This window comes from Acinetobacter schindleri CIP 107287 (assembly GCF_000368625.1).
Taxonomy (GTDB): Bacteria; Pseudomonadota; Gammaproteobacteria; order Pseudomonadales; family Moraxellaceae; genus Acinetobacter; species Acinetobacter schindleri.
In genome coordinates this window covers 434953-447703 of sequence record NZ_KB849576.1, presented here as the reverse complement: position 1 = coordinate 447703, position 12751 = coordinate 434953, and the positions used below count along the sequence as shown (strand labels likewise).

Annotated in this window: 14 protein-coding genes and 3 tRNA genes; 6 read left to right on the top strand and 11 right to left on the bottom strand. The window is 43.0% G+C overall.

Annotation, left to right across the window (positions count from 1 at the left end):
- Nucleotides 1-273 precede the first annotated feature (273 nt).
- The 9 genes from F955_RS09710 to F955_RS09670 all read right to left on the bottom strand — a co-directional run bounded on the left by F955_RS09710 (nucleotide 274) and on the right by F955_RS09670 (nucleotide 8290).
- Entirely contained in the window at nucleotides 274-1113 is an 840-nt protein-coding gene (locus F955_RS09710) for an NAD(P)-dependent oxidoreductase (RefSeq protein WP_004893953.1), read from the bottom strand.
- Nucleotides 1114-1164: 51 nt separating this feature from the next.
- Nucleotides 1165-2520 (bottom strand): pyrimidine utilization transport protein G, encoded by a 1356-nt coding sequence (rutG, locus tag F955_RS09705; protein WP_004893952.1) that lies wholly within the window; start codon nucleotides 2518-2520, stop codon nucleotides 1165-1167.
- A gap of 33 nt (nucleotides 2521-2553) precedes the next feature.
- Nucleotides 2554-3102, bottom strand: coding sequence for an NADH-dependent FMN reductase RutF (gene rutF / locus F955_RS09700; RefSeq protein WP_373853498.1), 549 nt, complete (start codon nucleotides 3100-3102; stop codon nucleotides 2554-2556).
- 112 nt (nucleotides 3103-3214) lie between these two features.
- A complete protein-coding gene (gene rutC, locus F955_RS09695) occupies nucleotides 3215-3595 on the bottom strand; it encodes a pyrimidine utilization protein C (protein WP_004893949.1) in 381 nt (126 codons plus the stop codon).
- Nucleotides 3596-3628: 33 nt separating this feature from the next.
- Nucleotides 3629-4390, bottom strand: coding sequence for a pyrimidine utilization protein B (rutB, locus tag F955_RS09690; RefSeq protein WP_004893946.1), 762 nt, complete (start codon nucleotides 4388-4390; stop codon nucleotides 3629-3631).
- Entirely contained in the window at nucleotides 4387-5493 is a 1107-nt protein-coding gene (rutA, locus tag F955_RS09685) for a pyrimidine utilization protein A (RefSeq protein WP_004893943.1), read from the bottom strand. The genes rutB and rutA overlap by 4 nt, the downstream gene beginning before the upstream one ends.
- A gap of 335 nt (nucleotides 5494-5828) precedes the next feature.
- A complete protein-coding gene (rutD, locus tag F955_RS09680) occupies nucleotides 5829-6620 on the bottom strand; it encodes a pyrimidine utilization protein D (protein WP_004893942.1) in 792 nt (263 codons plus the stop codon).
- An 80-nt stretch (nucleotides 6621-6700) separates the two neighbouring features.
- The gene (locus F955_RS09675; RefSeq protein WP_004893941.1) at nucleotides 6701-6958 is read right to left on the bottom strand and encodes a hypothetical protein; all 258 of its coding nucleotides are present in this window, start codon (nucleotides 6956-6958) and stop codon (nucleotides 6701-6703) included.
- A gap of 147 nt (nucleotides 6959-7105) precedes the next feature.
- Nucleotides 7106-8290 (bottom strand): trypsin-like peptidase domain-containing protein, encoded by a 1185-nt coding sequence (locus F955_RS09670; protein ID WP_004893939.1) that lies wholly within the window; start codon nucleotides 8288-8290, stop codon nucleotides 7106-7108.
- Nucleotides 8291-8463: 173 nt separating this feature from the next.
- Here F955_RS09670 and F955_RS09665 point away from each other — a divergent pair, with 173 nt between their 5' ends.
- The 6 genes from F955_RS09665 to F955_RS09640 all read left to right on the top strand — a co-directional run bounded on the left by F955_RS09665 (nucleotide 8464) and on the right by F955_RS09640 (nucleotide 11177).
- Nucleotides 8464-9222, top strand: a complete 759-nt coding sequence (locus F955_RS09665) for a Nif3-like dinuclear metal center hexameric protein (RefSeq protein ID WP_004893938.1) — start codon at nucleotides 8464-8466, stop codon at nucleotides 9220-9222.
- 154 nt (nucleotides 9223-9376) lie between these two features.
- On the top strand, nucleotides 9377-10003 hold the full coding sequence (locus F955_RS09660; RefSeq protein ID WP_004893936.1) for a superoxide dismutase: 627 nt from the start codon (nucleotides 9377-9379) through the stop codon (nucleotides 10001-10003).
- 148 nt (nucleotides 10004-10151) lie between these two features.
- Nucleotides 10152-10227, top strand: a tRNA-Asn gene (locus tag F955_RS09655).
- A gap of 289 nt (nucleotides 10228-10516) precedes the next feature.
- Nucleotides 10517-10592 (top strand) — tRNA-Asn (locus tag F955_RS09650).
- Between the two features lie 6 nt (nucleotides 10593-10598).
- Nucleotides 10599-10674: transfer RNA gene (locus tag F955_RS09645), tRNA-Asn, on the top strand.
- A gap of 59 nt (nucleotides 10675-10733) precedes the next feature.
- Nucleotides 10734-11177 carry a DUF2726 domain-containing protein gene (locus tag F955_RS09640; protein WP_026056769.1) on the top strand — a complete coding sequence of 148 codons (444 nt, stop codon included), beginning with the start codon at nucleotides 10734-10736 and terminating at the stop codon, nucleotides 11175-11177.
- A gap of 18 nt (nucleotides 11178-11195) precedes the next feature.
- On the opposite strand, the gene F955_RS09635 is transcribed toward F955_RS09640, so the two are convergent.
- Together F955_RS09635 and F955_RS09630 are read right to left on the bottom strand one after the other, a co-directional pair.
- Nucleotides 11196-11462, bottom strand: a complete 267-nt coding sequence (locus F955_RS09635) for a hypothetical protein (RefSeq protein ID WP_004893931.1) — start codon at nucleotides 11460-11462, stop codon at nucleotides 11196-11198.
- A gap of 119 nt (nucleotides 11463-11581) precedes the next feature.
- Nucleotides 11582-12751, bottom strand: coding sequence for an alpha/beta hydrolase (locus F955_RS09630; RefSeq protein ID WP_228127683.1), 1170 nt, complete (start codon nucleotides 12749-12751; stop codon nucleotides 11582-11584).

The following is a 12751-nucleotide window of genomic DNA, read 5'->3' as shown; positions in this document are numbered from 1 at the left end:
TCTTGCGGAGCATGCTCCTCATCCCTAAGGGAGAAGGAACATTAAATATTAATGAACAATCATTTTCTAATTTATAAAAGAAATCTATTTATTTAAATTGCTCAAATATCAGTTAAATTGAAAAATTGCTTAGGCTATTTAAAATAATGATCAATAAGAAAGCCGAGAGTTATTAAATTCCCGGCTTTTCATATTTTTGCTAGTAAATCTGTCGTTATGGATTTAATTCAAAATTAATAGGTTCTCTATGAATAGCAATTTATAAGAAAGTCTTTAACCCCTTAATTCAATTCGTGTACGTTGTTCCAACCCTTGTACCGCAGCGGAAAAATCCAGCTGACTAGCCTGAGCTTTGGCAATCTGCTGGAACTGTTGTTGCACCAATGACATGACTGATAAATCCAGTTGCTGCTGTTGCACCAGTTCTAAAGCAATACCAATATCTTTCTGCAATAGATCCAGCGCAAAGGTTTTATGAAACTCACGGCTCAGTACACGCTGCGCCATGATATTTTCTGACATGTTGCTTTTACCACTGGAATGATTAATACAGTTTAGTGCACTGCTTAAATCAACACCCTGCCCTTTCAGCACAGTCAGCCCTTCAGCCAATGCCCATAAGTGAGTCGCCATTAAGGTATTATTCACAGCTTTTACCGCAAAGCCAGAACCGCTTTCTCCCACATATTCAATCAAACCTGCAAAGGCATCAATGATCGGCTTGACTTGTTCAAAGGCTTGTTCATTGCCTCCGACCATCACAGTTAAAGTACCGCGTTCCGCTCCAATGGTTTGGCCAGAAACCGGTGCATCCAGATAATAACTTCCCTGCTGCTCCAATTGTTGTGCCAGTTTTTGTGCAGATTCTGGCACACCGCTGGTACAGTCAATCCAGATTGCACCCTGTTTGGGTGGATGAGCTGCAATTAATACTTCCATATCCTGACTGGTCGGCAAACAGGAAAAGATAAAATCTGCCTGAACCGCCTGTTCAATACCTATTGCCAGAGTCCCGAAAGATTGAGCATGATCTAGCGCTTTCTGTTCAGTCCGGTTCCAGACCCAAACCGGATGTCCAAGTTTTGGCAAATGGGAGGCCATATGCCAGCCCATTGCCCCGAGTCCTAAAAATGCAATTGTATGACTCAAAAAATGCTCCTTGTATTAAGCGACCGGCTTAACCTCTATTTCTGTTGCAGTCGATGCGGGTTCAGGCAATTCTTTATCTTCACCACGGTTCAGAAACAGATTTAATAAAATCGCAGCCAAAGTTGCAGTCCCAATCCCGCCCAGATCAAAACCACCAATCTGCAAGCTATAGTTACCTGTTCCCATGATCAGACAGACGGCACCAATAATCAGCGTACTGTTCTTGGTGAAATCAACACGGTTATCCACCCAGATTTTCGCGCCAGCCACCGTAATCAGGCCAAATACAACAATCGATGCACCACCCAACAAGGCCACTGGAATGGTACTGATCACTGCACCAAATTTAGGTGAAAGACCCAGTAAAATGGCAAAGATACCGGCAAAGACAAACACGGTCGTCGCATAAACTTTGGTGACGGCCATCACGCCGATATTCTCGGCGTAGGTGGTCATCCCCGTACCACCGACAGAAGCAGATAATGAAGTACAAACCCCATCGGCAAAGAAACCGCGTCCCATATACGGCGACAGATTTTTACCGGTCATCGCAGATACCGCTTTAAAGTGTCCCAGATTTTCCGCAACCAGAATAATTGCTACCGGTGCAATCATCAGCATGGCATTCATTTCAAAGACTGGACTCTGGAAAGTCGGCAGACCAAACCATGCCGCTTCGCTGACTTTACTGAAATCAATCGCAGGTCCGAAGCCCATCACGTTGGTGAAAAGAAAATAAAGCAGATAGGAAGACAATAAGCCGAGTAACAGCAGCAGACGGCGTACCATTCCACGGGTAAATACAGCAATCACACTGATACAGAGAATGGTGATTAATGCCATCCAGGAATCAAACTGGTTGGCAGATACACTTTTGATCGCGACCGGTGCGAGATTCAAGCCGATAATCATCACGATCACGCCCGTGACTACCGGTGGCATCAGCTTTTCAATCCAGTTGGTGCCAGTTTTCATCACCAGCAGGCCAATCAAGGCATAGACGATACCGCAGGCAATGGTTCCCCCCAGTGCCAGTCCGATATTGGGATTTGCCCCGACACCGGAATAGCCAGTAACAGCGACGACGGCGCCAATAAAGGCAAAACTGGATCCCAGATAACTCGGCAACCGGCCGCCAGTTATCAGGAAAAATAAAATGGTGCCAATCCCGGTAATAAAAATCGTGAGATTGGGATCAAACCCCATTAAAAGCGGTGCCAGCACAGTTGCCCCAAACATGGCAAACACATGCTGCAATCCGAGAATAATACTTTTTCCAGCCGGCAGATATTCATCTGTTTGCACGGGTGTGGTATCGAGATTGCCTTGGTAAGGCTTAAATTTTGGAAACCACGTTTCTTTTTCTTGCATGGGCTTCCCCTCCTTGATTAGGACTGAATTGATTTAGCACATTCTGTGTGGCTCACAGTAAGAACGGTTAAAGTACATCAGCGCATTACCTTGACGCTGGCACATGGCTTTCACTTCACAGAACAGCACGTCATGACTGCCTACAGATAAACATTGGACTACCTCGCAGTCGAAACTGACCAAGGCATCCTCAAGTACAGGTGACTGGGTCACCAACGTTTTCCAGTTCCCCTGACTGAAACGCTCTGCCATCGGCGTTTTTCCACCGAACAGATTGGAGAGATATTGCTGATGTGATGCTAAGGTATTCACACACAACACCTGATTATTTTTAAAAGTCTCATAGACCGAAGCTGAACGGTTCAGACAGACCAGCAAAGTCGGTGGCGTATCAGTCACACTACAGACCGCTGATGCTGTAAATCCTGCCATTCCCGCCGTGCCTTGTGTGGTAATCACATTCACTGCAGCGCCCAGATTGGACATGCCCTGACGGAAAATCTGCTGATCGACCTGGGTCAATACTTCAGCTGCGGTTTCAGTCTTTAAAACCTTATTTGATGCATTATTCTCTGCAACCACTTCGTCGATGATTTTAGACAGTTTGGCATTCATGCTGTTCTCCTCACCCCAAGTCAGTTTTCAGTGACAGACTTAGGGCTGATATAGATGAGATTGAATCAGGTGGTTCGACTTATACATGGGCAATCGAGGCGATTTCGACCAGCGCATCCGGTTTTACTAAGCCAGTCTGTATGCAATATCGTGCCGGTTTATCTCCCGGGAAATACTCTGCATAAACTGCATTAATCGCAGCATAATCTGCCCAGTCTTTGACAAAGACATGGTTAAAGGTCACGTCATCCATACTGCCGCCTGCTTCCTCAATCACACGCTTGATAGTTTCCAGAATATGACGGGTCTGTGCTGCGGCATCACCGACATGCACCACATTATTATTTTCATCAAAAGCTAATGTACCGGATACATACACGATATTGTCTGCCTTGGTTGCCGGTACATACGGTGCTAATGGTTTCGATGTTCCTGCTGGAATAATGATTTCTTTAGGCATACTATTTTTTCCTTAATTCTGTTCTTTAATTCTTTATGCGCTTACAGCTAATTTAGTTTCTTTTAGTGACTCACATTCTTTTTGAAAGGTTTCTACAAAATTTTTGGTATCTGATACCCAGCCAAAGAAAGTCTTGATGTTATACAGACTGGCTTCATGCGCTTCGACTGGACCGGCCTGATGGCAGGCATCAGCAAGTGCCACACCAAAATATTCCAGAAAAAAACCATCACGTAAGGTCGATTCCACGCAGACATTGGTGGCAATTCCGACAAAAACCAGATTGCGAATGCCACGGACACGCAACATGCTGTCCAGTGCGGTATTAAAGAAACCGCTATAGCGAGGTTTTTCAATGACCAGATCTTGGGGCAGTGGCTGTAACTCATCAATCAGTTCAAAGTCCCAGCCCCCTTTGGCCAGTAATTGCCCCTGTAATTCGGGACGTTTGCGCATGGTCTTTAAGGCATTGGATTTATGGAAATTCGGAGAATCCGTACCACCCGCTTCCTTATATTCTGCATCCCAGCCATTTTTAAAATAGATGACCTGAATACCGGCCGCATGCGCTGCATCGACTGCTTTCTTGATGTTTTCGACCACAGGTTTGGTCTTTGAGACATCAAAACCGGCCAGATCCAGATAGCCACCCTGGGAGGTATAGGCATTCTGCATATCAATCACAATCAGCGCAGTCTGTTCAGGTGCAAGGCAAATTGCTTCAGGCTCAGCTTTAAGCGTTTTTCCGGTACCGAGTTTTTCAGTAAAACCGGCAGTTACCACTGACTCACTCATGCGCTTTTCTCCAGTACAGGGGCTTCACCCTCAATCACAATATGCTCACGGCATTTCATCAATGGCTGGATTTTTTGGCCAAAATCTTCAACCCCTTGAATAAAATCATCAAAAGTCAGCAACACACCTTCAGTGCCTTTAATTTCGCCAATTTCATCCAACATTCGTGCCACATTTTCATAAGAACCCACCAGCGTACCCATATTGATATTGACTGGAGATACGCTAGACGCCATTTGACGGATATTGGTATCTGTACCGGAAGTCGTGTCTTTACCGCCCTGATTCATTAACCAGTTAATCGCTTCCATGTCGGCACCATCGTTATAGTGCTGCCATTTGGCTTGGGCTTCTTCATCGGTTCCCGCTGCAATCACCATAAACAGCACATAGGTCTGTACATCACGGCCCGTCACATCCGTTTTTGCTTTCAAACGGTCATTGATTTCGGCATAAGCCGTTGGAGTATTCAGCCCTTTACCAAATACGAAGTTGTAGTCAGCATATTGCGCAGAAAATTCCAGACCGGCATCCGACTGACCTGCACAGATGATTTTCATATCGGCTTGCGGGCGCGGACTAACACGGCAGTCTTCCATCTGGAAATGCTCACCTTTAAAGTCGGATTTACCTGTTGCCCAAAGCTCACGCAAAATTTGTACATATTCAGACAGATATTCATAGCGTTTGCCAAAATACTCATTGCCTGGCCACATGCCCATCTGGGTGTACTCAGGCGGCTGCCAGCCAGTCACTACATTTAGCCCAAATCGGCCATTCGAAATCGAATCAATGGTTGATGCCATACGCGCGACAATTGCAGGTGGCATCACCAGAGTTGCAGCTGTTGCATAAATTTGAATTTTGCTGGTAACAGCAGCAAGGCCGGCCATCAAGGTAAACGTTTCCAGGTTATGCTCCCAGAACTCGGTCTTGCCACCAAAGCCACGCAACTTGATCATGGAAAGTGCGAAATCGAAACCATAGTGTTCAGCGCGCTGCACGATTTGTTTATTTAACTCAAAAGTCGGCATATATTGTGGTGCATTTTCAGAGAGTAACCAGCCGTTGTTTCCGATTGGACAGAAGACACCTATTTTCATTTTCACACCTCATTATTTTTAACACTTATTCAAATTTCTGATTCCACTTCGGGAATTTTATTTACAAGATAAACATTGCAAAGCATGTGCCAAATATATTTAATTATTATTTATCAAATACTTAATATTTTATCTTTTGAATTTTTAGTAAAATAACCATTTTTACCTATGAGTCAATTTTGCACATACTGTTTCATTCAAGTGCACTCGTAGCAATTTGTGCATTTGCAGTTCATGCATCAATTCGAAGTAAAAGCCATGCTGATGCTACAAAAATGATTGATTAGAAAAGATAAAAAACCAGACGCTGGGCCTGGCTTTTAAAATGAGCAAAATTAACGAGAAATTAAGAAGGAAAGTATCAGCTGATTCACCTGATCTGTTTCGGTCACAGTAGATGCATGTGCACCTGTAGCAAGCAAACTTAGGTGGCTATGAGGCAAGCATTCTTGTAACTGTTGTGACCGTTGATAAGACACCAGGAAATCATCCTGATTGGCAATCAGATGTACAGGAACATCTTTGAGTGTCTGTCGATGTTCTGCGTTCAGTTTAAAAACCTGCACAGCTTGTAGGCGTGCCAAAACATTTGGAATCGGTGGAAAGTCTAATAACTGCTTGTTCTCTGCTTCGGTTAACTGATCAATATGGGCCGAGATCCACTGCGGCGGATAAAGAAATAAAGCCTGTGCTCTTACATATGCCTCTGCCCCGCTATTGAGCAATAACGAAGTTCGTGCCTCGAAACACTTCCTAGTATGGGCATCTAGCTCTCCCCAAGCATTTAACATGGTCAGACTCAGTAACTTGAACTTTCTTTCAGTTTGATAGGTCGCTAGTTGCATACCGATATGCCCACCCAGCGCATGCCCGATAAAATGAAACTCTCGAATACCATCATTGATCAATAAATCCAGCACCTGATGCACCATATGGTCGATCGAATAAGGCGTAGGCAAAAGCTTTGAATCTGAATGACAGCCTTCATGATCATAAGTGACTACATGAAAATGCTGCTGTAAAACTCTAATTTGAGGATTCCAGAAACTGGCATGCCCGCCTAGTCCGGTCGAAAGCACCACATAAGGTGCATCTGCCTGTGCTGCAGGATGAATAAATAAAGACATAAATTTCTCATAGTTTCGCTATAAGATGAATGCAGCAAAATATATGCCTGAATAGAGCTATTTTTGAACAATTGATAAAATTATAGCCAGTACACATTAAAACTATAATAAAATTCCCGCACTTCAAAGCGCACGTTATAGCCCAAGTCAGTCAACTCCGCTGATAGTCTACGGATCTCTTCTAGAGGCAGATGCTTAGGAAACACTGTCAGCACAGCGGTATTACCTAGTCGGGCATTGTCTTCAATCAGTTGAGCCAAACGTGGCTTAAACATATCAATATTTATATTGGCTACATCGGATAAAACTTTGGCTTGATCTGCAGTCATAAAACTCATTGTTATTTACTCTTTTTTTGATTTTATTCAATGAAGTTAAATGATTTAAATCACATAAAATATTCATGTTTTGTAATCAAAAAATAAAAGCTGATCATAAAAAAAATCCCTCACTAGGAGGGATTTTTTATTCGAAAATTTTAAAGTTTATTCTGGTAAAGGAATATATTGTGATGATGCATTTTGCTGCTGTTGTTGGCGTTCACCAACCACCACATTCAGATCCAGTTTTTTGCCTGCACGTTCCACTTCAATCATAATCTTGCTACCTGGAGCCTGTAGAGCTACGTAGTTAATCAGATGCGATGCAGACGTAATCTGTTCATCATTCACCTTGATAATCTTGTCACCCCGCTGAATACCCGCTTTGGCTGAAGGACCATTTGGCAATACTTCCGCCACAGTCACACCCTGTTCAGATGGTTTCATCACATCATTACGTTGTGGCGGTAACAGACTAATGCCCAGCCAGCCGCGCACTACACGACCATCCTTCAGAATGGCATTCATGATCTGCTGACAGACTTTAGCTGGAATCGCGAAGCCAATCCCGAGTGAACCGCCAGACTGAGAGAAGATTGCGGTATTCACCCCAATCAGATTCCCAGAAACATCAATCAGTGCACCACCTGAGTTCCCCGGATTAATTGCGGCATCTGTTTGTACAAAGTCTTCATAGGTATTGATGCCCAGATCAGAACGACCCGTTGCAGAAATAATCCCCTGCGTCACGGTTTGACCGACACCGAAAGGATTACCAATCGCCAGAACGACGTCACCCACTTCATTACCGCTCAGCTTGAATGGCAATACCGGTAATTTATCCAGCTCAATTTTGATCACCGCCAGGTCGGTATCTGGGTCAGTCCCAATCACTTTCGCTTCAGCACGACGGCCATCATTCAGCGCCACAATGATCTGATCAGCCTGCGCAATCACATGATTATTCGTCAGAACATAACCATCTGCACGCACAATTACCCCTGATCCAAGGCTATTTTCATTTGGACCTTGAGAGAACTGTTCCGGTAATTGATCACCAAAGAATTCACGGAAGACTGGATCGTTGAGTAAAGGATTGTCCTGCTTCTTCACTTTCTGTGTGGTAAAGATATTCACTACAGCCGGTGCAGCAACTTTAACCGCAGCGCTGTAAGAAACCACTCCACCAGCACGTGAAGTATCCAATAATGGTTCAACTTTTTCAGCAGGCATTTTGACGCCATCTGGCGCGACAGGTGCTTTTGGTTTTTGCAACTGTTGCCAACCTAGAAAGACGATGATCACTAAGATCAGCAACACCCAAGGTAACCATGTAAAGGTCCGACGCACTTTATTATCCTCTGACAATATTTTTAATTTATTGATGACTAAGCAATTTGTGCTCTATTGTAAAGCTAAACACAAAACTAAACATAAAAAAAGCAAAAGAGATTTGTGCTGCTTTAGTTACAATTCAAAATATGTTTTGATGATGACAATTTAAAGGTTTAAAGAGAAATTTTATGGCCAAATTGCAGGACATTATTCAATGGTGTGACCAGACCCTAGCTACGCATGAATTCAAAGACTATGCACCGAATGGCTTACAGATTGAAGGCCGCTCTGAAGTCAATAAAATTCTGTGTGCTGTGACTGCTTCTCAAGGGGCCATTGAAGCCGCAATTGCCCAAGGTGCGGATCTTTTATTGGTGCATCATGGCTATTTCTGGAAAGGCGAACCCTACCCGATTACTGGTATGCGTGGTCAACGGATTAAGACTCTGATTCAAAATGATATCTCTCTAGTTGGCTATCATCTGCCTTTAGATAGTCACCCTACTTTGGGAAATAATGCTGCGATTGCCGATCTGCTAGAACTTGAGAATATTGAACAGCTAGATCCAAATGAACGACGTCCAATTGGCAATATTGGCTATTTAAAACAGGCCACGACACCAGAGCAATTTAAAGACTATGTTTCTGAAAAGCTGAGCTTTGATGCGATTCATCTACCAGCCGATAAAACTGAAATTCGTAAAGTCGGATTCTGTACTGGCGGTGCACAGGATTATATTCAAAAAGCGGCTGCACAGAACTGTGATGCTTATATTTCGGGTGAAGTGTCGGAACGCACTTTCTATGAAGCTCAAGAACTAGATGTGCATTATTATGCTTGCGGTCATCATGCGACTGAGAAATATGGTGTTCAACGCCTTGCAAAAGCTATTTCCCAGCAGTTCAATATTGAGTATAGTTATTTCGAATTAAACAATCCGATTTAATTTCATCTGACGGTATTTGACAGCGGCTTTATACGTATAATTTCAGGCTTTATTCTGTATTCTTATTTATCTGTAATGCGCATTTCGGCCTGTTTTTCTATTACAATAACGCCACTTACTGTCAAAACCCAGCAAAATGCAAGGAATTGAAAACATGACAACCATTACTTTACCAGCATTACCTTACGGCTACGAAGATCTTGCTCCACACATCAGCAAAGAAACTTTAGAATACCATCACGACAAACACCACAATACTTACGTGGTTAACCTAAACAACCTGATCGCTGGTACTGAGCTTGAAGGCAAAACTCTAGAAGAAATCATTCTGGCTTCTGCTGGTGATTCATCTAAAGCAGGTGTTTTCAACAACGCTGCTCAAGTATGGAACCACACTTTCTACTGGAACTGCTTAACTAAAAACGGTGGCGGTAAAGCTACTGGCGCTTTGGCTGCTAAAATTGACGAAGCTTTCGGTTCTTACGAAAAATTCGCTGAAGAATTCGCAACTGCTGCTGCAACTCAATTCGGTTCAGGTTGGGCTTGGTTAGTTGCTGACGAAGTAAACGGCAACCTTTCTATCCTTAAAACTTCAAATGCTGACACTCCAATGGCGCACGGTAAAATTGCTGTGTTGACAATTGACGTTTGGGAACATGCTTACTACATCGACTATCGTAACGCTCGTCCTAAATACATCTCTACTTTCCTAGAAAGCCTAGTAAACTGGGATTACGCAAACGCGAAATATGCAGGTCAAGCTGCTGGTGTTGAGAAATAATTTTTTATTTCTAAGCCTAAAAAATCACCCTTCGTGGGTGATTTTTTTATTTTTAAGTCCTAAACGCATATTAATAAAGCAAACGTTTCATTTCTTTCAATTAATTGGTTGACGACCTTTCGTTTCCTGCCTAAAATGCGCATCAGATTCTCCAATAGCTCAGTCGGTAGAGCGACGGACTGTTAATCCGCAGGTCCCTGGTTCGAGCCCAGGTGGGAGAGCCAAGATTCCAGAAAGCCCACTCATTGCGAAGTGGGCTTTTTTTTATATCTATATTTTTAGATTGAAATCGTATTGATCTACATGCGCTATGCCACATCATTTCCGACATTTCAGATCATTTACAAGGATTAAGGCTTATTAAAATCTGACCGCTGGCCTGTTTTACCTAAATATAACAGTTTGAACTAAAAACCTTTTCGACTATTTTTAAAACACTTGATTCAATTTCTACAGCTTTTTTCTAAAAGTGCCTTGACCCCTTTTTAAATCTCTCTATAATCGCTTTCAGATTCTCCAATAGCTCAGTCGGTAGAGCGACGGACTGTTAATCCGCAGGTCCCTGGTTCGAGCCCAGGTTGGAGAGCCAATCTATTCTCCCATAGCTCAGTCGGTAGAGCGACGGACTGTTAATCCGCAGGTCCCTGGTTCGAGCCCAGGTGGGAGAGCCAAGATTCTCGAAGAACCCACTCATTATGAAGTGGGTTTTTTATTTGCCCTAAGTTCTGCTGTGTTTCATTTGAGTCAGATTATTTTTTTTGTGATTGGCTGTCTGGCAAGTTTCGCTTTATTTTGCCTGCTCTTCCCGCACCTGTTTACCCGCCAGCAAAAATTTTACCCCAAACGTGTCATTACTGCCTTTGAAAGCAGGATGTTTACTCGTCTGAAAGATGCTTTTCCCCATCATCATATTTTGGCACAAGTTGCTTTCAGTGCCTTGATTACTCATGACCAGATGAATATGCGGAGTAAATTCAATCGCAAGGTGACTGACTTTGTAGTGATGGACCGGGAATATAATGTCGTTGCAATTGTAGAGCTCGATGATCCGAGTCATTTTGGCAAAGAAAAGGAAGATGCAGAACGCGATGCCATGCTGATTGCAGCAGGCTATACCGTTGTCCGATACACGGAAATACCGAGCATCAGACAACTACAACGGGATTTAAGATAATAAATTTATATAAAATACTTATTGCTGAATATTGGCCTCTGAGGCTGCCTGCACGTCTATTTCAGCATTTTCTTGCTGTTCCACTGCCTGCTTTTTCTCAGCTGCCTCTCGTGCTTCAATTCGGGCGATCATTTCAGTCTGCTGCTGTTTATACTTTTCCTGATTTTTGGCATCACTATTTACAGCCAGAAATGCCATCGTGACCAAAAAAATTGGAATACATAAAGCCAGGGTTCCAAAAATAACCAGTTTCTTGACACTGCGGGGTTTTGTCTGTTGCGACATAACAAACCTATACTCTTGACCTAAAATCTTGAGCCACTATAACAAACTCAGATGATTGCTCAAGACTTAGCAAGATAACAAATAAAAAAGGAGCCGAAGCTCCTTGCAACATTCTATTTCTATTGATTCATAAACTCGTCTACTTTGTCTACAATAGCAGAAATATTCTGCGTCATAATCGTTTGATGATTAGCATCTGGATCAAGAAATAAATCATCATTATCCATTTCTTCTGCAACCTCTAAAAGTTTCGGAAACAATAATGTTGTAGTTATATAAGCAGGCACAGTTGTATCTTGTTCACCTTGGAATACATATACAGGTTTAGGAATTGGATTTTGTCCTGGCAAGTTTTCCTCTAAATAAGTACTCACATCATCATCCAGGATAAAGTTGGGTTGCAAAGCCTGATAAGTAGCGTACGTTCCACCATTATCAATATAGGACTGAATATCATTCCTAAAACCTTCAGCAACTCGTGGTGAACATTCAACTTCCGCAATTTGTGCAAGAGGAACTTTAGTTTCCAGGAAAGCCTGACTGTATTGGAAAGCCGGTCTTTCTGCCTTAATTCCTGAACTTACAATTGCCGCATAACCATATAAGGTTCCAGCAATCTGTTTTGCCGCCTGGATAGCTTCCGGTGTACCGGGATCTGCAACAGTAGCAGCAACACCCAATCCATAATTTAAAGTTTCTGCCAGATAAGACGCTGGAGCAATTGCTACTGCACCCTTGTAATCAAAGTTAGTTAGCACACTACTAAATTCTGCAGCAGCAAGCGCTGCATGCCCACCTTGTGACCACCCTACCACGCTCCACTCATCAGCTAAAACATTGCCATAATATTTTTTAGCTTCGCTAATAGCAGAAAGAATAGAATTGGCTGCACTTTCAAGATTTAAATAAGGATGTGGTTCATTATTATTACCCAGACCCTCATAGTCTGGTGCAATGACCGCATAACCGCGCTCTACCAATTCCATGACCAGATCTTTTTCCTCTCCAGTTAATGGAAGACGTGAAGGAGCACATTTGTCTGCCGCTCCGGTCGTGCCATGCGCCCAAACCACAATCGGCCAACCACCTGCAGGTGGTGTACCTTTAGGTGTAAAGACCAAGGTTGTAGCACGAATATTTTTATCTTGAACGCTCTGCATGCTATAGCTGAAAATATCATGACGGTCGACCATTGCCTTTACTTCATCATCGACTGCATAGATTTGTACTGGATTAAATCCGATAAATTCATCATCACCGTCATTACATGCTGTTATTAACAGTGTCAT

Excerpts from the sequence above, each read along its gene's own strand:
- F955_RS09710 (WP_004893953.1), bottom strand. The coding sequence starts at position 1,113 with ATGGGCTGGCATATGGCCTCCCATTTGCCAAAACTTGGACATCCGGTT.
- rutG (WP_004893952.1), bottom strand. The coding sequence starts at position 2,520 with ATGCAAGAAAAAGAAACGTGGTTTCCAAAATTTAAGCCTTACCAAGGC.
- rutC (WP_004893949.1), bottom strand. The coding sequence starts at position 3,595 with ATGCCTAAAGAAATCATTATTCCAGCAGGAACATCGAAACCATTAGCA.
- rutB (WP_004893946.1), bottom strand. The coding sequence starts at position 4,390 with ATGAGTGAGTCAGTGGTAACTGCCGGTTTTACTGAAAAACTCGGTACC.
- rutA (WP_004893943.1), bottom strand. The coding sequence starts at position 5,493 with ATGAAAATAGGTGTCTTCTGTCCAATCGGAAACAACGGCTGGTTACTC.
- rutD (WP_004893942.1), bottom strand. The coding sequence starts at position 6,620 with ATGTCTTTATTTATTCATCCTGCAGCACAGGCAGATGCACCTTATGTG.
- F955_RS09675 (WP_004893941.1), bottom strand. The coding sequence starts at position 6,958 with ATGAGTTTTATGACTGCAGATCAAGCCAAAGTTTTATCCGATGTAGCC.
- F955_RS09665 (WP_004893938.1), top strand. The coding sequence starts at position 8,464 with ATGGCCAAATTGCAGGACATTATTCAATGGTGTGACCAGACCCTAGCT.
- F955_RS09660 (WP_004893936.1), top strand. The coding sequence starts at position 9,377 with ATGACAACCATTACTTTACCAGCATTACCTTACGGCTACGAAGATCTT.
- F955_RS09635 (WP_004893931.1), bottom strand. The coding sequence starts at position 11,462 with ATGTCGCAACAGACAAAACCCCGCAGTGTCAAGAAACTGGTTATTTTT.
- F955_RS09630 (WP_228127683.1), bottom strand. The coding sequence starts at position 12,751 with ATGACACTGTTAATAACAGCATGTAATGACGGTGATGATGAATTTATC.